The organism is Vibrio sp. Vb2131, assembly GCF_033338535.1.
Classification (GTDB): domain Bacteria; phylum Pseudomonadota; class Gammaproteobacteria; order Enterobacterales; family Vibrionaceae; genus Vibrio; species Vibrio alginolyticus.
Genome location: NZ_JAWOSW010000004.1, coordinates 305,301 through 323,331, shown reverse-complemented (window position 1 = coordinate 323,331; position 18,031 = coordinate 305,301). Strand labels below are relative to the sequence as shown.

Sequence of the window (18,031 nt, the reverse complement as noted above, 5' to 3'; positions counted from 1 at the left end):
GTTAATCGAACCATTATTTATCTTCTTTTTGATAGTTTAAATAATGCACACAAAGATCGTGAAATGCTTTAGCTTGAGGCGAGATCGTGCGATCGGTTAACGTAAATATACCAATTTGCCTTTCAAGTGGTGGATCGATAAGCGGAATCCAAACCAAGCGTGTTTCATTGGTTGGGAAAGCAAGCTTCGGTAGGGTCGTGACACCAATCCCAAGTTCTAAGACAGAAAACAGCGAAGTAATATTTTCGACCGAATAGAGCGCTTGCTGACTCAGAGCTCTTGCTGGGGTTGGATCGAGAAGTGTACAAGTGCCGTTACGGATAAAGGGTTGTTCAAACAAAGTTTGCCACTCGATTCCTTCTGGATGACTCGCAATAGGGTTATCCTTTAAACATACCACGCCTATTGGATCGGCTAACAGTGGCGTAAAGTCAATGCCGCCCTCATCGAGGTGAGAGGGGTTACCGAGCGCTAAGTCGACCTCACCGGAGAGTAGGCGAGCCTCGACGCCAGCGGCATTATCGTCTATCAAGCTTACTTCTACATTTGGATACTGTTCGCAAAAGGCACCCAACACGCTAGGGATGAGCTTCGCTGCAACAGAAGGAACGCTCGCAATTCGCACTCTCCCTTGCTGTCCGGCAGCGGCTGCTTTGAGATCGTTGTCTAGTGCACTGTAGATATTGAGAAACTGAACCACTTTGGGCAGACAAATTTCACCAAACGGGGTCAATTTGGTTTTGTTTCCGGGTTCAAACAGCGTTTGCCCTAGAATTTTTTCAAGCTCTTTTATCGATGTGGACAGTGCCGCCTGAGAACGATTTGCACGATGTGAAGCGGCTCGAAAGCCTCCTTCCTCGACTACCATCACAAAATGCATTAATTGTTGAAGCTTAATACTCATCCCTAATGCCTCTTAATCCCTTTATTTACGTTATTTTAAACAGAGTGATAAGTTTAATTTATCAAATGTCAAAAATTTACCGTTAGATTTATCGCCTGTCAATGTGCATCATTTAACCATATTGAAACAAAGCTGTTACAAAGGTTGAAGGGCACGTGAACACTCCTACTAAAAAACACCCAGTTAAAACCAGTCTATTTGCTTCTAAAGCGCCGCTTGAATGGGCGATAGTCAACAACGGAACCCTGTATACGGCTCAAATTCCTATTGATGACACAGGCGCGGTTGTGGAAGGCGGTATCGAAGTACAAACACGTCAAACCTTTAACAATCTCATTCACACCCTGGAGTGTGCAGGGGAGTCTTTGGACTCGGTGTTGCAGGTCCTGATTTATGTGACTGACAGAGAATACTTAAAGACCGTTAACCAAGTGTACGCGGAATATTTTGAAGCGCCGTACCCAAATCGCGCCGCCATGGTGGTTGCAGGGTTAGCGCGAGAAGAGATGTTGGTGGAGTTTGTTGTCTACGCGTCGGCAAGCCAACCAGAATAAATCCAACGAGAATAATTAGAGATCAGTGAGTGGCTTGCCATCACAAATCGGAAGAACAAGGAAAGAACCATGACTTTTATTAACAATGTTCAAGCAGAAAAATCCCTCTATATAGCAGGTGAATGGCAATCGGGCATGGACACCATCGCCAATATTAACCCTTCTGATATCAGCGAAAACATTGGCGATTTCGCACAAGCGAGTGTGTCGCAAGTAGAGCAAGCGATTCAAGCGGCTAAATCAGCGCAGCCAGAGTGGGAAAAAACACCAATCGAGCGCAAGCAAGCAGTGCTACAAGCGATTGGTGATGAGCTCATTGTACGATGTGACGAATTGGGCACCTTGCTTTCGCGTGAAGAAGGCAAGCCATTTTCTGAAGGTCGAGGTGAGATATACCGTGCTGGCCAATTCTTCCAATACTTTGCTGCTGAGGTTCTGCGTCAAATTGGCGATAGCGCTGCTTCCGTCCGTCCAGGTGTCTCCGTTGAAGTTACTCGCGAAGCCGTCGGCGTTATCGCCATTATCTCTCCTTGGAACTTCCCAACAGCAACAGCGGCTTGGAAAATCGCGCCAGCACTTGCGTTTGGCAACAGCGTCGTCTGGAAGCCTGCCAACCTAACCCCAGCAAGTGCCGTTGCGCTGACAGAGATTATCCATCGCCAAGGTTTACCTGCTGGCACGTTTAACCTCGTTTTGGGTAGCGGTTCGCAAGTAGGTAATACCCTTATCAATTCGAAGGATGTGAACGGCGTGAGCTTCACTGGTTCTGTGGACACAGGCCGTAAAGTTGCAGCGGCAACGGCACCAAATTTTGTGCGTTGTCAGCTAGAGATGGGTAGCAAAAATGCGCTCGTAGTGGCAGATGATGCAGACATTCAGATTGCTGTCGAAGCAACAATCGCAGGCTCATTCTCGGGTGCAGGTCAAAAGTGCACCGCGTCTTCTCGTCTTGTCGTTATGGACGGAATTCACGACGCGTATGTTGAAGCGCTAATCAAACGCATGAGCGAACTTAAAGTGGGTCACGCTCTAGAAGAGGGCGTGTTCATGGGCCCTGTTGTTGATGGTAACCAGCTGAATGCGAACTTTGAGTGGATCGAAAACGCACGCCAAGCAGGCGCGGAGCTGGCTTTCGGTGGTGAGCGTCTGAGCCTAGAGCATGACGGTTACTATATGTCACCAACCCTGTTCTTGAACACACAAAACAGCTCGGAAGTGAACCAAGAAGAAGTCTTTGCACCAATGGCAAGCGTGATTCGCGTTTCTGATTTGGATGAGGCGATTGCAGTCGCGAACGATACGCGCTTTGGCCTGACAGGCGGCATTATCACGCAAAGTCTGCGCAATAGCGCGATCTTCAAACAGCAAGTCCAAACGGGCTGCGTCATGGTTAACTTGCCAACTGCGGGTACAGATTATCACGTCCCATTTGGTGGCCGTAAAGAATCTAGCTTTGGCCCTCGTGAGCAAGGGCAGTACGCCAAAGAGTTCTACACCGTGGTGAAAACCGCTTATCAGCGCCCTTACTAAGAACAGCAGGGTAGCTGATGGTGTCAGTTACCCGCACTGAAAGGCTAAGAAATTGTTTAAGGAGTGGTTATGTACCAACAACGGATTGTGATTGACGGATTGCAGTACTGCAATTGGGATCGAGAGTATTTCCAAACGCTTAAGGCGAGTGGCATTACCGCCGTTCATGCCACCATCGTCTACCACGAAACTGCGCGCGAAACCTTAACGCGTTTTGCTGAGTGGAACTTGCGCTTCGAGCAAAATGCGGACCTCATCATGCCTATTTATTCAATGGCAGATGTAGAAAAAGCCAAAGCAGAAGGCAAAGTCGGCATCTTCTTCGGCGCGCAAAATTGCTCACCAATCGATGATGAAATTGGTCTGATTGAAGTGATGCGCCGCCAAGGTCTGCTGATCATGCAACTGACCTACAACAACCAAAGCTTACTGGCGACAGGTTGTTACGAACAAAACGATTCCGGCGTAACTCGCTTTGGTAAGCAAGCTATTGAAGAGATGAACCGAGTCGGGATGATCATTGATATGTCCCACAGTGCGGAGCGTTCTACGTTGGAAGCCATCGATCTTTCTTCGCGTCCAATTTGTATCAGCCATGCTAACCCGACGTTTGCGCATGACGCACTGCGCAACAAATCCAACACCGTGATCAAAGCACTGACGGAGCGCGGTGGTTTGATTGGATTCAGTTTATATCCATTCCATTTGCCAAATGGCAGCCAGTGCACGCTGGATGATTTCTGCCAGATGGTAGCGAAAACCGCAGACATGTTTGGCGTCGACCATTTAGGCATCGGTAGTGATCTGTGCTTAAACCAACCGCAACAAGTATTGGAATGGATGCGCAACGGGCGTTGGTCAAAAGCGATGGATTACGGCGAAGGTTCAGCAAGTAACTCGGGATGGCCAGATGCGCTGCCATGGTTCTGCGGCAGCGCAGGGATGGAGAACATCTACAACGGATTAATGGGTCACGGATTCAGTGAATCTGAGGCTGGAAAAATATTGGGTGAAAACTGGTTCAACTTCCTTAAAGAAGGATTAGAGCCTTTTTCATAGCATTCCCCAAAGTAGGAACCGCCTGCCCACATAATAACAATACGGCAGGCGTAAAACTCACATTTGTAGCCAGTCTTTGGCTGCTGCAAAGAACCTCTGGAGCCAGAGTATGTCTGATTTAACCAATAGCATGAAAGCTTCCACGATGAGCGTGTCATCGGGCAAGTCGAAAGCAAAACACAACACATCAACAACAGAAAACACGACGGACAAATTAGGACTGAATAACCCGGCCTTTTGGTATAGCGGTGGTTTCATCGCGTTGTTCGTTGCTATTGCACTTTATGACGGCGAGCTGTTATCTACGATCGTTAACGCTGGCTTTGGCTGGGCAGTTCAGGTATTTGGTCCATACTGGCAGTTACTGCTGCTTCTCACTTTTCTTATTGGTCTTGGCTTGGCTGCAGGGCGAACAGGCAAGGTGATGTTGGGCGGGATTGCAAAACCAGAAATGGATTCTTTCCGCTGGATGGCGATTATTTTCTGTACCTTATTGGCTGGTGGTGGCGTTTTCTGGGCCGCGGCTGAGCCTATCGCGCATTATGTTAGCCCACCTCCTTTGTACGGCGCGCAAGATAACCCGCAGCAAGGTGCGGTGAATGCGTTGTCGCAATCCTTTATGCACTGGGGCTTTCTAGCTTGGACGATTGTAGGTAGCTTAACTTCCATCGTGGTGATGCACCTACATTACGACAAAGGTTTACCACTAAAACCCCGTATTTTGCTTTACCCAGTCTTGGGCGAACGAGCACTTAAAGGCCAACTCGGTGCATTGATTGACGCATGCTGCATTATCGCGGTAGCCGCGGGCACCATCGGGCCCATTGGGTTTCTAGGCTTGCAGGTTAGCTACGCGTTAAATGCGCTGTTTGATATTCCTGATGGCTTTACCACTCAACTTATCATCATCTTGTTTGCGATTGCTCTTTACACCCTGTCAGCACTCAGTGGATTAAGCCGAGGCATGCAACTGCTTAGTCGTTACAACGTGATTCTGGCAATGGCATTGATGGTTTACATCCTGTTTTTTGGCCCTACGAATTTTATCTTTAACGGATACATTCAAGGTGTAGGGAGCATGCTGGATAACTTTATCCCAATGGCGACCTACCGTGGTGATGAAGGTTGGCTAAGCTGGTGGACAGTATTTTTCTGGGGCTGGTTCCTTGGTTATGGTCCGATGATGGCAATTTTTATTGCGCGTATTTCCCGTGGTCGAACTATCCGCCAAATCATTTCCACCATCAGTATTGTGGCTCCGTTAACCACCTGTTTTTGGTTCACGATTGTGGGCGGCTCAGGCCTTGCGTTTGAAATTGCTGAACCGGGTAGCGTGAGTGCGGCGTTCGAAGGCTTTAACCTGCCAGGTGCTTTGCTTGCGGTGACTCAGCAACTACCAATGCCAATGCTGACTTCAATTCTATTTCTGATTTTAACCACGATCTTCATCGTCACGACGGGCGACTCAATGACCTACACAATCAGTGTCGTGATCAGTGGTGAAACGGAGCCGAATGCGATCATCCGTACCTTCTGGGGCGTAATGATGGGTGTGACGGCACTAATCCTGATTTCTCTTGGCTCTGGTGGCATCTCTGAACTGCAATCTTTCATTGTGATTACCGCGGTTCCGGTTTCGTTGATTCTGTTACCGTCACTTTGGAATGCGCCGCAAATCGCAATCAAAATGGCGAAAGAGCAAGGGCTATAACAATTATCTAATTCAAACAACGTGGAGCTTGTGCGGGTGTTTTCCTCCTGCATCCGCACAAACCCTAGTATTCTTACAATAACAAATAGGTGGTGAGCAAAATGGATGCACATCGTTCTACTTATACGGAAGCAACTATGCGCGATGCAGCGATTGTCATGGCAGCCGAAAGGCTTGGCGCAATGCACCAAAACCGAATCAGCTTTGTTCGCAGTCTGATTCGTAATATGGCAAGCCAAAACTGGCAAGTAACCAAGCATGAGTGGCAGCTTTGTCCTCGTGGTTATGGTCATGTGATTTACAAATTGACCACGCCAGAGCACGTTTATCATTTGGTGGTATTCTGTGATGAAATTGCCGACGACGAGCGTAATGATCGCGTAATTGCTGAAAAGTGGGACGTCACATTTGCACTGGTTCAAGGCGATGTTGATGTTACTTTGTTGGAAAGATTGCGAGAAAATGTACCGCTGCAAGAAGCGGGACGTAATCCAAACAACGTACTTGTTCTTGCTCGCGCAAACAAAAGTGTGCGCGTGTTTGAGCACATTGTTAGCGCGCTTTCTCAAGGCGAGCAGCCTGAGCCGAAAGAGTTAGCGGAAGTGGGTTATATCCTGCGTACCACAGCTGTTTATGGTAACGGAAAGTTTGGTATCGCCGATTTCAAACTGTTAGAGAACAACTCAGATTTCAGCCAGTCTTTTAGTGCGCAAATGTGTGCCGTATATATGTTGCGTGAATTCAGCCTAGATTGGGTGCACTATCTGGCACTTCAACAAGGTGGCGACAACGTGGTGGCTTTGCATCGTGGCTTGCAGCGCTACCTTGGTGTCGGCAATGCGACTGGCTTAGGCATGGCTCCATACTTGATTAATCACCCGTGCATCGTTGACCAATGGATGACCTCTCGCGAACGTGCGGTAGCGCGAGTCTTTGCGATGCCATGTGAAGCTTCATTCCATGCTCCTTTGCAAGGATTACTACAAAAAGCACAGCGTCATTTAGAGCAAGTCATCACCATCAATGAACATCAAGACAGGCTCAATCATCAAGCGATATCAGACATCAAACAACTGCTATCAGAGCTAACAACGTTAATGGCATTACATCCGAACTGGGCGAGTTTGGTCGAGCATAAGAAAACAATGAGTGTGGAAGCCCAAGAAATCCTCACCTCTTGCTTGATCGAACTCTACCCATCTTTGGTGGACGAATTTGCTAGCCAAATGAATACGGATGAAACGTTATCGATTCCGGGCGGGAAAAAGATCCAAGACTTACTGGAAGTGTTGCAAAACAAATACCGCTGGGCGATTGATGCGGATTACTCACTGGCCGAGAACAATTATTGGTTCTGGTATCGTTCACAAGACAAAGAAGAGCCAAGGCTTGGTGTTCGCGGGGAAGAGGCTGGAGAAGAAAAAGAACTGCCGCTTGATATCGGCAGACAAGTGAATCGCTTGTACCAGGCCTTGCTTGACTGTGATGTAGAAATGTCCGTAGCAGAGTTTCTATTGCAAAAACCGGCTTATCGTTCGATCACACGTCGCGTATGGACGCTAGGCAACCGTGCGATGGGGGATATTCAAATGAATGTGCTGCGTAAAGATGCGTTACCAATGCACTTACTGCGTTGTAAATTGGCGATCTTTGGTGCGACTAAATTTGATCCACGCTCGGATCGTTGGGTTCGAGTAACTTTTTTCCAAGGCGCGCCGCTGTTGGATGAAATTCACGATCCTAAACTGGCAGACACATGGATTTTCCCTAGCATGCCGCCGCGTGACGAAATTGCGCAAAGTGACAATCAAAAAATCAACGGAGGATTTGCATTATGATCGTCTCTCACAACGAATTGGTGGCCGCGGTTAATAAGGCATTTCTTGGCATGCGCCGTCACTGTGGTGAGGCGGATGTCATTGCGAACATGGTGGCGGACTTGCAAATGGTTGGCTTACATGGAGTTCGTCATTTTAATAACGCCAGCCTGTTTCTTGGGTTAGATTCGGACTGCGCCGTATCGGTGACCAACAGCACGTCAGCGAGTATCGAGATGGATTTGCACAATGGCAGTGTGGCGTGCCACTTACCCGCCGTGTTGGATTTCGCACTTGAGAAAATGATTAACCGTAAGTCGATTACTATCACGTTGACTCAGTGCCATAATCGTTGGCTAGGTTTTAGTGAGTTGTTGAAGCTCTCTGCAAAAGGCATTGCGTGCCGTGCACAATGGGTCAATGGCTCTAGTCCCAAGCGAACGCTTTATGTGTTAAACCGTGGACGAATCGCGCCAGAAGTCTTTTTCTCGGATCAGTTTGATGGGCATGATACGGATTTGCATAGTATGGTTATCGAGCTCTCCGTGAACGATTTCGATATCGAGAAAAGTGCACAAGGGTATACCACCCACATTGAAGGTGATGAGTTAAGCCGCACGCAACAAGCTTCTTGGCAAAATGGTATCTTTGTCGAAGACCAAGAATGGGAAACACTGAAACAAACCGCAACCGCGTTGCTGGTGGAGAACAGTGAGCGTTCTATGCTCGGTGCTGGCGGTGTGGTTTAAGCGATGAAAGGCGATGATTCCAAGTAGAAGTGATGAAGGCTGCTGTTTAGCGGCCTTTTTTGTGCGCGATGTTTGGTCACTACTGAAGTTCAAAGACTATGATTACCGTTATCCGCAAGATGGAGCAACACAGGTAAGAAAAATGGATCTGCAAGAGAATAAAAGAAATGCCATTGCGTTTTACGAAACCGCCTATAGAGGTAACCCAAGAAAGGCAGTTGAAGACTACGTAGGTGATGAGTACATTCAGCACAATCCATTAGTTGGAAATGGCCCCGAGGCTTTTATCGAGTATTTTGAGCGGATGCAAAACGAGTATCCCGATAAAAATATTACGTTTGTGCGAGCCATTGCTGAGGGGAATTTGGTGGCACTACACACTCACCAAACATGGCCTAATGATATTGAATACGTGACGATGGATTTCTTTCGTTTTGATCATAATGGGAAAATCGTCGAACATTGGGACGCTCTGCAAGAGATTCCTAAAGAAACATTGAATGGTCACACCATGTATTAACGAATCGTTGATTAGCCTCCAATACTATTTATTCAAATGGTATGGGAGGCTAAATTATTTGGTACGAGTTAGACGTCAATCACTAGAGTGCTTTTTCGATCTTCATTGCTACGTCTTCAGATACCCAACCTTTCCATAAGTCAGGGTAGGTATTAAAGAAGTAAAACATCGCTTCTTCACCATCTGCGTAGTTATCTTCCATCCAGGCCAGCATTTCACTCATTTGCTCGTTGGTAAATCCGCGTTTCTGCAAGTACGCGAATGCTTGGGGTTCTTTGCTCGCAAACGCCTCAGTTGTTACTGTGCGAACTGGAGAAGGTGGGTACATTGTTACTTTTGGTGAAGCGCAATCAGGCTGAGTGGTACAGTTGCGATACTCTTCTAAATCTGTTCCGCTACCAAAATCCACTTTGACCATATCATACTTGCCCAATACGGGGGTCGGTGACCAGTAGTAACCAAACCAAGGCATTTTGCGATCATAGGCTTTGGCGATGGTGCCAGCTAATGCTGCGCCAGATCCTGGGTCAACCATCTCAAAGCCGTGCTCACTTAACCCTAATGCATTAAACAAGTGACCGGAGGTGATTTGGCATGTCCAACCAGCAGGGCAGCTATAAAACGCGAACTTGTCATCATCCTCTGGGTGTTCAAATAGTTTGGCGTGCTTGATGACGCCTTCTATCGTCGCGAGTTCTGGATACTGTTTTACCAGATAGGCGGGAACCCAAAACCCTTCTTCACCACCATTGACAAGCGATTCACTAGCGATGCGCAAGCGTTTATCCGCAATCCCTTTATCAAGTGCTTCTTTAATACCGTTTGTCCATAACTCTGGCGCAACGTCAGGCTGTCCCTTTTCAATCATAGAGGTGCCTGTAGGAACGCTATCACCAGGGATCAATTCCGCATCGCACTGGTAGCCTTCATTTAAGACAAATTGGTCGATGTGCGCCATTAAGCTGGCCGAATTCCAATTCATGTCTGCGATGGTTATTTTTCCGCATTCGTCCGCATTTGCATGAGTAGATAATGCTGATAGCAGCAGAACAGAGAGCATTGAAGGTGTCGTCTTCATGTGACTGAATTTCCTTGTCGTTGTCATTTACTTCAGTATATACATCGGTTTATAAAGATTCAGTGAACAAGTTTTTTTCAGTGACGTTAAGCATAAAAACGGTGATTTATGAAGCGTTTGGTGAGGCGTGTTGAAAGGGAGTTAATACAGCAAGAACACTCCTTCATAGCCGCCAATCTCAATATGAGAAACATAGTCGCCGATGTTACCGTCTTGATCTACAGGTCGCATAGGCTCTGGAAGTGCGATAGTTATCTTCGGTGAGGAGAAGTAATCGATATTTTTGCCAAAGAAATCAGTCCGATACAGCACTCGGCCTTTGGTGAATTCGCGGGCTAACACCATCTCTGTAGGGCCATGCATCACTACCGTATCGTCTGAGTGATACGCAAAGTACGTATGGGTTGGTAACAAATCGATAGCGCCATTAGGCAAGTCAGGGTGAGCCACTTTGCTCATAGAAGCATCTCCAATCACCGTGTAATCGGCGGAATAGGGCGTGCTGGTGGACATCATTAGCGGAGTCGCCTGATATCCCTCTGGTATTTGATTGGCAGGCTCTCCCAAATCAACGGCAAGCAAGGAGCTAGGTTGATAAGCAATATTCTTTGGTACGCCTGCCTTCCAGAAGTTGTCACTTGTTGTGTTATTACTTCCATATAAGTAGCCATTGTTCCACTGATTAAAGTAAATGCGCTCAGGGTGATAGTTTAAGTAGAACACCGCTAGTGCAGAGTATTGGTCCTGTTTCCAGTTATCCTCAGTGTTGCCAAAGTATTGAACTCGACCATAACGCGTGGTCGCTTGATAAATCACTTTCTGACCCGCTTTGGCGAGTGCAGAGTTATCCCAAAATTTAGCCAAGCCAGCATAGCCACTAAAGCCGGTAGCAGGGAAAAGGTAGTGCTCGCGCAAGTACAAGGAGCCAGCGTTAACCAAGTGGTTTTGCCCATTACGACCGAATAAGTTTGCCGTACCTATGTTGAGGCCAATTAACGCATCTTCATCCAGCGTTGCCAGTTTATTCAAGAACGCCGAGAATTGCGCTTTGTAAGCATCGTCAGCAGCTTGGCTACCCGCCACCAAACCAAGTTCATCCACTGTGCCTCCGGAATATATGTAGAACTGATTTGCACCGAGTAACTTATTCGTATCGTCGTTGTACGCACCATTTAAACCTTGTTTCGCCCATTCAGCTTGGTAATAGTGGCGCATTGTATTGGTAAAAACGGGATTACCGAGATTGGTCAATGCCCAAGAAGAGGTTTGATTCCACATACGACCAAATGGAATAACCCGTGACTCCCAACGAAATCGGGCCGTTGCATTCTTATTCGAACGGTTTTTGTATTCATTCCAAGAAAGATAATTGTCTTGGTTTCGATCTGCAGATTTGTCGAAGCCACGAATTTTACGCCAGCGTTGAATGGTTTGACCTTCCGGTGTCTCCGTTGGTGCTCCTGAGATATTGACGGCAGGGAAGCTATTTTTGAGTTGAATGTTTTCGAGACGTGGGCGGTTTTCTATGTTGCCGTCATGCCAAGTAATTTTCGCAAAGTAAAGGCGGCCGCCGTCGCGTAAAAAGGTGGAGCCAAAGTACTGACCGCCACCATAAGTTTTTCCGCTACCATCATGCGTTGTAGCGCGAACCCAATCCGAAGGAATAGACCAGTTTACTGTTTGGTTTTTAGTCATGTTCTCAGTTTTGTCTTTTTTAATCGCGAAGCGTTTCCATTCTGTTACCCGACCAAACGAGTCGATAGCAGAAGGGTATTCAATCGTGAAGCTGCCGCCTTGAGCAAACTGAGAGAACGTAAAGGCTAAGCGGTCGAACTTCTCTGAGTGATAGACATAGAGGGCTCCACCATTATTCGCCTGGCCAAATACATCAGCATCCCATGGCGGTGGTTGATATAGCCAAAAGCCGGCGTGGTCAGCGCTGGCGGTATAGCCAACGATCATCGGTTTTCGATTGAGTAAGGTATTTTCACCATGGCTTGAGTCGACTTCAGCTAGGATAGTGTCTTCAGAAAAGTGGAGAAAGAAATCTTCGTAGTCAATTCCATTCAGTTCTGCTTGGTTACGTATATCGTTTCCCAGCCAACCTGAGTTAAGTTCCAGCTTTTGGTTGTACATGTAACCAAGCGCTTTTACACGCTCGTTATCACTCTTATCTTTGTAAGCTCCAAACACGATATCGGCATTATCCAACTCCCATTCAAGTGCAGCGGCAGCAGAGATAGGCTTATCTTGAAGATCAATACCCTGTTCATGCAACCCAGGTAATACGATTGCTGTTCTACTCCAAACGTTGGGTACAGAAAGCAAGCTCAAAGAAATGAGTGTAACGAGAGAAAAACAATGCGACTTCAACATGGAGTTATCCCATTAATACTTAGATGACTCAAATTAAGAGTCAGATACAAAGAGAAATTATAGTCCATTCGCGAAGTCGTAATCAGGACCCTGCCATAGAGGACTTTACAGGAAAACTAACAGGGGATGCTGTGCAAAAATGAGCGGATGTACTTGGAATAGATCATCCTCATAGACTCAAAACTTCCTCTACACGTCAGCACAAAAATAACCACCATTTTAACCTTGTTTCGGTCGTCACCATGTTGTTGGATTTTTCTTCAACAAATTCAGTTAAAACTAACTCTTCAAACCAGTCAGATACTCTGTCTTGGTGGTGGCTGATCATACAAAAAATTAACAAATTAAATTTTTATACATTTTTATTGCATAAAAAGTCCAGTTGAGTAATATAAATACCAAGTGACAATTAATGCGGTATGTCAGCATGACTATTCAGGTAAGCGGAATCAATAAATCCTACGGTGAGACACAAGTGCTTCATGATGTCAGCTTTAAGTGTGAAAGCGGGGAAACACTGGTGTTACTTGGTCCAAGTGGCGCAGGTAAGAGCTCTCTACTGCGTGTTCTTAACCTTCTTGAAGGGGCGGATAACGGCAAGCTAAACATCGCAAATGATATTTTTGATTTCTCTACTGAAATCAAAGAGAAACAAGGTTTAGCACTTCGTCGTAAAGTAGGCATGGTGTTCCAGCAGTACAACTTATGGCCGCACATGACAGTGATGGAGAACCTGATTGAGGCTCCGGTAAAAGTCGCTGGCATGGATAAAGAACAAGCGAAGAAGCAGGCAATGCAAATTCTTGCGACGCTGCATTTGGCAGACAAAGCGGATGCATGGCCGATGCAACTTTCTGGTGGTCAGCAACAACGTGTGGCGATTGCTCGTGCATTGATGATGAAACCGGAAGTCTTGCTTTTTGATGAACCGACCGCTGCGCTTGATCCGGAAATTACTAACCAAGTCGTTAAGATTATTAAAAATTTAAGCGAAACCGGAATTACACAAGTAGTTGTGACGCACGAAGTGGATTTCGCCAAGAAAATCGCTAGTCACGTACTGTATTTAGAAAAAGGACACATCGTTGAGCACGGCACAAGTGATTCGTTTTCTAACCCGCAAACCGCCCAGTTTGCTGACTACTTAAATCACTAAATCACTAAATTACGTTTTTAAAGTTCAGTCTATTTAACAGATAAGCTCGGCTGTCATTGCGAGTGTCAGCCCACTAAGTACACACGGAGTATTGCAATGAAAAAGATTCTACTAGCTTCACTAATCGGCCTTTCTTCTGCAACTATGGCAGCAAACGCAGCAGCACAAGAAGAGATCAAATTCGCGATGGAAGCGACGTACGCACCGTTCGAATACATGGATGAAAACAACCAAATCCAAGGTTTTGATGTGGATCTGGCGAATGCACTATGTAAAGAAATCGAAGCAAAATGCACTTTCCACAACCAATCTTTTGACAGCCTGATCCCAGCATTAAAATTCAAGCGCTACGATGCGGCAATCTCTGCAATGGACATTACTAAGGCGCGTTTGGAGCAAGTGAATTTCACGAATGCATACTATGACAACTCAGCAGCGTTTGTTTCTATCAAAGAAAAAGTGGCTGATCAAAAAGCACTAGAAGGTAAGCGTGTTGGTGTTCAAAACGGTTCAACACACCAAAGCTACCTGATTGAGCAAATGCCGGGCGTAACCGCGGTTCCTTACTCAAGCTACCAAGACGCGTTCATCGATATGAAAAATGGCCGTATTGATTCTGTATTCGGTGACACAGCAGTCGTAGCAGAATGGTTCAAGAAAGAAGACAACCTAGCTTACGTGGGTGAGCACGTCACTAACCCTAAATACTTCGGTAACGGTTTCGGTATCGCAGTAAATAAAGGTAACGACGAGCTAGTGAACAAGCTGAACACAGCACTGAAAACAGTGAAAGCAAACGGCGAATACGACGTAATCTACAACAAATACTTCGGTAAGTAATATGGCACTAACGGGTTACTCTTTATCGCTTGTTCAAGCTAGTTGGATGACTGTCCAGCTAGCCTTCACAAGCCTCTTAGTCGGTTTGATTCTGGCAGTGGTATTCGCCAGTGGTGAAATGTCTCGCCGCGTTTTCGTTAAATGGCCAATGACGGCGTTTGTGACGATTGTACGCGGTTTGCCAGAAATCCTTGTCGTGTTGTTCATCTATTTTGGTTCGACGCAGGTTCTGTTTTTAATCACCGGCGACTTTATTGAAGTTAGCCCGTTCTTGTCTGGCGTGGTGGCGTTGTCATTGATCTTCGCTTCCTACGCTTCTCAAACTCTACGTGGCGCATTGAAAGCCGTTGGAAGAGGGCAGAGAGAAGCAGCAAGTGCACTCGGCATCAGTCAAGCACACGCTTTTGTTCGCATTGTTTTGCCACAAGCAGTAAGACACGCACTACCAGGTTTAACTAACCAATGGTTGGTTTTGCTGAAAGATACCGCACTTGTATCACTGATTGGCGTAACGGATTTGTTGAAGCAAGCGCAGCTAACATCTGCAGCGACGCATGAAGCGTTTACATGGTACGCGACCGCTGCGGCGATTTACTTAGGCATTACTTTGATTACACAACGTGCCGTCAAACTGATTGATAAGAAGTTCTCAATTCAAGGTATGAGCATGGGACAGGAGGCAACCGCATGAACGAACAACACGTTTGGCAAATGCTGGATGGCTTAGGCACTAGCCTCCAATTGACCGCTGCTTCCTTGGTTGTGGGCTGCCTCTTAGCTTTGATGATGACGCTGACTCTGATCCTACGTACTCCGGGTTTGCATTGGGTAAGTCGTGGCATCATCACCTTGTTTACTGGTACACCTTTGTTGGTACAGATCTTCTTGGTGTACTACGGTCCGGGTCAGTTTGACGCAGTAAGAGAAAGTGTATTCTGGACATGGTTAAGCCAACCTTGGTTCTGTGCGATGTTGGCGCTAGCGTTGAATACCGCTGCATACAGCACTCAGTTGTTCAAAGGAGCGTTTAACGCGATTCCTTCCGGTCAATGGCAAGCGTGTCGTGCTCTGGGTATGAACAAAACCGCAACGCTGAAAGTGCTGCTACCATACGCCATTCGTCGTGCTGTTCCGGCTTACTCGAACGAAGTGATTTTGGTCTTCAAAGGCACGTCACTAGCAAGCACGATTACGATCATGGATCTGATGGGTTACGCGCAGCGCATTAATGCACAAACCTACGATACGTTGACGGTATTTGGTATTGCAGGTGCATTTTATTTAACGGTAAATGGTGTGCTAACTCTTATTTTCCGTCAGGTAGAGAAGAAAGCATTGGCGTTTGAAGCCGCATAAACCTTCAATCAACACTCATCATCTCGTTCCACAGTGCCTTTGCAAATGACTCTCTTGCAGGGGCATTTTTTATATTCGTTATGGCAAATCCCTCAAGTTCCACCAAACTTAATTCAATGCAATTGTATTGGTGGCACCATGGAAAGAAGACACTTTTTAGCGCTGTGGACATTGTTGTTCGCACCCTCTTTAAAAGCGACGACACCAATGCGGCCGACGCCAGCACAAACTGAAGGGCCATTTTATCCAGTAGTGAACATTCCTCTTCGTCAAAACTTGATTCTGCAATCAGAAGGGTTGGTCGGTGAAGCTATCGTGTTGCAAGGTAAAGTCGTAGATACATCGGGAAACCCAGTTTCAGGCATCAAAGTAGAAATCTGGCAATGCGATGGGCAGGGGGTTTACGATCACCCTAAGCAGCCAAATAATGATAAGTTTGATACTCACTTTGCAGGTTTTGGCGCGGTAGAAACTCAATCGGATGGTCACTACTTGTTTCAGACCTTGTACCCTGTACCGTATGCTTCTCGCCCACCGCACATTCACGTTAAATTGTTGCGAGATAATCAAGAACTTCTGACCACTCAGTTGTACTTGAAAGGCAATACTGGCGATGAATGGTGGGGAGGCAAAGTCCGTGATTATCTGCAGTTTGAAACTATACGAATCGACGGGCGGTTAACGGGCGAATTTAACTTTGTGATTGGCTAGCTAATCCGGTTAAACCATTAACTCAACCAATTGCGCCAAGCATTCTTTATCCAGTATCGGATGAGGCTCGACGCCCGTGACCAAAACGATATCCACGGAAGGTAGCGATGGCATATCGTCTAAGATCTTAAGATCCTCGCTAACGCTAATACTGCCCATCGCACCGATAGCCATGCCTGAACGTACAATTGCTCGTTGTGCAGAAGCCGTATTGCAACATGCCAGTAGTTGATAAGGAGTGCCACGTTTGGTTAATCCGTCTACTGCTGCCGCATGGTATTTACAGTCGGTTTGGAATAGGGCGAGAGGGAGAGGTTGGGCGTTCTCAATGTCAAAATCAGGATGAGCAATCCACACGCCTTTGTCGCTTGCTAGCCAGTAACCTTCCTCACTGTCCGGTGCTCTTGTCGCAATAGCGGCGTCTAGCTTTCCTTCATCAAGTTTTTCTCTCAAGGTGATGCTCGGCTCACTAAAGACCTGAATCGAACATGTGGGCTCAGATTGCTGTAATACGCGGATGACTTTAGGCAAGATATTGTCGTTGTAATCCTCTGGGCAACCTAATCGAAGAGGACGCTTATCTTCATAACGTTTCACTTGTTTCAGTGCTTGATTGTGCAAGCTAACCAATTGCTCTGCGTGAGAGCGTAGTGCTAATCCCGCTTCACTTAAGACAAGATTGCGACCTTCTTTTTCAAACAAACTGACGCTGAGTTCGTCTTCTAGCTTACGCATTTGCGCACTGAACGCGGATTGGGTGCGATTGATCTGCTTGGCTGCACGAGTGAAACTTCCCGTTTCGACAAAAGCCAGAAAGCTGCGTAACGCATCGATATCCATATCTAAAACTCATCCATCGTTTTTGTTGAAGTGTTCCATCAAAACTATCCGTTAGTCCCCTTAAATACAATCAGATATTGTGAATGGGTACTCAAAACACGAACCGCATGGAGGCGTCATGAAACTGTTTATTGCTAATCAAAACTACTCAAGCTGGTCACTTCGCGCATGGCTGATCTTTTCTCAATTCAAACTAGATGTCGAAGTCACCAAGCTCAAATTATTCACAGAAGATTTTTATAAGACCTTGGAAGGTATTACACCAACCGCGAAAGTACCTACCTTGGTGGATGGTGACGCAACCGTGTGGGATTCATTAGCGATTTTGGAATACGTTAACGAGCAATATTTACAAGGTAAAGCTTGGCCAAGCAACTCCGCAGAACGAGCTAAAGCACGCGCCATTGCATCAGAAATGCATTCGGGTTTCTTTGATTTAAGAAACGAACTCCCAATGAACATCCGCGCACACAGAAAAGTCGACTTAACGAAGGGTGCGCTTAAAGATATTGCTCGTATTGACGCCATTTGGGCAGAGCAAGCAGAACTGCATCCAAACGGTTGGCTATTTGGAGAATGGTCGATAGCGGATGCTATGTATGCACCTGTGGCATTGCGTTTCCAAACTTACGGCATCGAGTTATCGGAAGGTGCCAAAGCTTACCAACAAAAGGTGCTAGCAAGTGAATCTTTACTGCAATGGTTGGAAGAGGCGAACCAAGAAACGGATATCGTAGAAGAAGATGAAGCAGGGGTAGAAGTATAAGCGCATCTTGCGATCGCCTGTAGCAAGGGAAAGCATGACAAAGCACGCTTTCCTCTTCTAGGAT

The 18,031-nt window shown here is 46.5% G+C and carries 17 protein-coding genes; 13 read left to right on the top strand and 4 right to left on the bottom strand.

The features are described from left to right. Positions 1 to 13: 13 nt before the first annotated feature. Positions 14 to 904 (bottom strand): LysR family transcriptional regulator, encoded by an 891-nt coding sequence (locus R7E38_RS07315; RefSeq protein WP_226083108.1) that lies wholly within the window; start codon positions 902 to 904, stop codon positions 14 to 16. A 155-nt stretch (positions 905 to 1,059) separates the two neighbouring features. On the opposite strand from R7E38_RS07315, the gene R7E38_RS07310 reads away from it, so the two are divergent. The 7 genes from R7E38_RS07310 to R7E38_RS07280 all read left to right on the top strand — a co-directional run bounded on the left by R7E38_RS07310 (position 1,060) and on the right by R7E38_RS07280 (position 8,844). Beyond that, positions 1,060 to 1,458, top strand: a complete 399-nt coding sequence (locus R7E38_RS07310; protein ID WP_017634254.1) for a RidA family protein — start codon at positions 1,060 to 1,062, stop codon at positions 1,456 to 1,458. 69 nt (positions 1,459 to 1,527) lie between these two features. Continuing rightward, on the top strand, positions 1,528 to 2,988 hold the full coding sequence (locus R7E38_RS07305; protein WP_226083107.1) for an aldehyde dehydrogenase family protein: 1,461 nt from the start codon (positions 1,528 to 1,530) through the stop codon (positions 2,986 to 2,988). A 69-nt stretch (positions 2,989 to 3,057) separates the two neighbouring features. Then, positions 3,058 to 4,047, top strand: a complete 990-nt coding sequence (locus tag R7E38_RS07300; RefSeq protein ID WP_017634252.1) for a membrane dipeptidase — start codon at positions 3,058 to 3,060, stop codon at positions 4,045 to 4,047. A gap of 109 nt (positions 4,048 to 4,156) precedes the next feature. Beyond that, complete coding sequence (locus R7E38_RS07295) at positions 4,157 to 5,758, top strand: BCCT family transporter (RefSeq protein ID WP_213893361.1); 1,602 nt, start codon at positions 4,157 to 4,159, stop codon at positions 5,756 to 5,758. A 101-nt stretch (positions 5,759 to 5,859) separates the two neighbouring features. Next, a complete protein-coding gene (locus tag R7E38_RS07290; protein ID WP_047100935.1) occupies positions 5,860 to 7,596 on the top strand; it encodes a hypothetical protein in 1,737 nt (578 codons plus the stop codon). Continuing rightward, entirely contained in the window at positions 7,593 to 8,324 is a 732-nt protein-coding gene (locus tag R7E38_RS07285; protein WP_226083104.1) for a DUF3726 domain-containing protein, read from the top strand. Before R7E38_RS07290 ends, R7E38_RS07285 begins: the two co-directional genes overlap by 4 nt. A 142-nt stretch (positions 8,325 to 8,466) precedes the next feature. After that, the gene (locus R7E38_RS07280; RefSeq protein ID WP_047101148.1) at positions 8,467 to 8,844 is read left to right on the top strand and encodes a nuclear transport factor 2 family protein; all 378 of its coding nucleotides are present in this window, start codon (positions 8,467 to 8,469) and stop codon (positions 8,842 to 8,844) included. 82 nt (positions 8,845 to 8,926) lie between these two features. Here R7E38_RS07280 and R7E38_RS07275 read toward each other — a convergent pair whose 3' ends face one another. Together R7E38_RS07275 and R7E38_RS07270 are read right to left on the bottom strand one after the other, a co-directional pair. Then, positions 8,927 to 9,922 (bottom strand): ABC transporter substrate-binding protein, encoded by a 996-nt coding sequence (locus R7E38_RS07275; protein WP_047100938.1) that lies wholly within the window; start codon positions 9,920 to 9,922, stop codon positions 8,927 to 8,929. A 141-nt stretch (positions 9,923 to 10,063) separates the two neighbouring features. Further along, positions 10,064 to 12,298, bottom strand: a complete 2,235-nt coding sequence (locus tag R7E38_RS07270; protein ID WP_226083100.1) for a hypothetical protein — start codon at positions 12,296 to 12,298, stop codon at positions 10,064 to 10,066. Positions 12,299 to 12,725: 427 nt separating this feature from the next. Here R7E38_RS07270 and artP point away from each other — a divergent pair, with 427 nt between their 5' ends. From artP to R7E38_RS07245, 5 genes are all read left to right on the top strand, one after another. After that, positions 12,726 to 13,454: an arginine ABC transporter ATP-binding protein ArtP gene (artP, locus tag R7E38_RS07265; RefSeq protein WP_318081717.1), complete on the top strand. Its 729-nt coding sequence runs from the start codon at positions 12,726 to 12,728 to the stop codon at positions 13,452 to 13,454. Between the two features lie 96 nt (positions 13,455 to 13,550). Further along, positions 13,551 to 14,294 carry an arginine ABC transporter substrate-binding protein gene (locus R7E38_RS07260; protein WP_226083092.1) on the top strand — a complete coding sequence of 248 codons (744 nt, stop codon included), beginning with the start codon at positions 13,551 to 13,553 and terminating at the stop codon, positions 14,292 to 14,294. A 1-nt stretch (position 14,295) separates the two neighbouring features. Then, complete coding sequence (gene artQ / locus R7E38_RS07255; protein WP_005388570.1) at positions 14,296 to 14,985, top strand: arginine ABC transporter permease ArtQ; 690 nt, start codon at positions 14,296 to 14,298, stop codon at positions 14,983 to 14,985. Further along, the gene (gene artM / locus R7E38_RS07250; RefSeq protein ID WP_005388569.1) at positions 14,982 to 15,650 is read left to right on the top strand and encodes an arginine ABC transporter permease ArtM; all 669 of its coding nucleotides are present in this window, start codon (positions 14,982 to 14,984) and stop codon (positions 15,648 to 15,650) included. The genes artQ and artM overlap by 4 nt, the downstream gene beginning before the upstream one ends. 138 nt (positions 15,651 to 15,788) lie before the next feature. Then, positions 15,789 to 16,361 carry a protocatechuate 3,4-dioxygenase gene (locus tag R7E38_RS07245; protein WP_226083091.1) on the top strand — a complete coding sequence of 191 codons (573 nt, stop codon included), beginning with the start codon at positions 15,789 to 15,791 and terminating at the stop codon, positions 16,359 to 16,361. Between the two features lie 9 nt (positions 16,362 to 16,370). On the opposite strand, the gene R7E38_RS07240 is transcribed toward R7E38_RS07245, so the two are convergent. Then, positions 16,371 to 17,201, bottom strand: coding sequence for a LysR family transcriptional regulator (locus R7E38_RS07240; RefSeq protein ID WP_226083081.1), 831 nt, complete (start codon positions 17,199 to 17,201; stop codon positions 16,371 to 16,373). A 118-nt stretch (positions 17,202 to 17,319) separates the two neighbouring features. On the opposite strand from R7E38_RS07240, the gene R7E38_RS07235 reads away from it, so the two are divergent. After that, positions 17,320 to 17,967 (top strand): glutathione S-transferase family protein, encoded by a 648-nt coding sequence (locus tag R7E38_RS07235; RefSeq protein WP_226083079.1) that lies wholly within the window; start codon positions 17,320 to 17,322, stop codon positions 17,965 to 17,967. The last annotated feature ends 64 nt before the right edge of the window (positions 17,968 to 18,031 follow it).

Excerpts from the sequence above, each read along its gene's own strand:
- R7E38_RS07315 (WP_226083108.1), bottom strand. The coding sequence starts at position 904 with ATGAGTATTAAGCTTCAACAATTAATGCATTTTGTGATGGTAGTCGAG.
- R7E38_RS07305 (WP_226083107.1), top strand. The coding sequence starts at position 1,528 with ATGACTTTTATTAACAATGTTCAAGCAGAAAAATCCCTCTATATAGCA.
- R7E38_RS07300 (WP_017634252.1), top strand. The coding sequence starts at position 3,058 with ATGTACCAACAACGGATTGTGATTGACGGATTGCAGTACTGCAATTGG.
- R7E38_RS07295 (WP_213893361.1), top strand. The coding sequence starts at position 4,157 with ATGTCTGATTTAACCAATAGCATGAAAGCTTCCACGATGAGCGTGTCA.
- R7E38_RS07290 (WP_047100935.1), top strand. The coding sequence starts at position 5,860 with ATGGATGCACATCGTTCTACTTATACGGAAGCAACTATGCGCGATGCA.
- R7E38_RS07285 (WP_226083104.1), top strand. The coding sequence starts at position 7,593 with ATGATCGTCTCTCACAACGAATTGGTGGCCGCGGTTAATAAGGCATTT.
- R7E38_RS07280 (WP_047101148.1), top strand. The coding sequence starts at position 8,467 with ATGGATCTGCAAGAGAATAAAAGAAATGCCATTGCGTTTTACGAAACC.
- R7E38_RS07275 (WP_047100938.1), bottom strand. The coding sequence starts at position 9,922 with ATGAAGACGACACCTTCAATGCTCTCTGTTCTGCTGCTATCAGCATTA.
- R7E38_RS07270 (WP_226083100.1), bottom strand. The coding sequence starts at position 12,298 with ATGTTGAAGTCGCATTGTTTTTCTCTCGTTACACTCATTTCTTTGAGC.
- artP (WP_318081717.1), top strand. The coding sequence starts at position 12,726 with ATGACTATTCAGGTAAGCGGAATCAATAAATCCTACGGTGAGACACAA.
- R7E38_RS07260 (WP_226083092.1), top strand. The coding sequence starts at position 13,551 with ATGAAAAAGATTCTACTAGCTTCACTAATCGGCCTTTCTTCTGCAACT.
- artQ (WP_005388570.1), top strand. The coding sequence starts at position 14,296 with ATGGCACTAACGGGTTACTCTTTATCGCTTGTTCAAGCTAGTTGGATG.
- artM (WP_005388569.1), top strand. The coding sequence starts at position 14,982 with ATGAACGAACAACACGTTTGGCAAATGCTGGATGGCTTAGGCACTAGC.
- R7E38_RS07245 (WP_226083091.1), top strand. The coding sequence starts at position 15,789 with ATGGAAAGAAGACACTTTTTAGCGCTGTGGACATTGTTGTTCGCACCC.
- R7E38_RS07240 (WP_226083081.1), bottom strand. The coding sequence starts at position 17,201 with ATGGATATCGATGCGTTACGCAGCTTTCTGGCTTTTGTCGAAACGGGA.
- R7E38_RS07235 (WP_226083079.1), top strand. The coding sequence starts at position 17,320 with ATGAAACTGTTTATTGCTAATCAAAACTACTCAAGCTGGTCACTTCGC.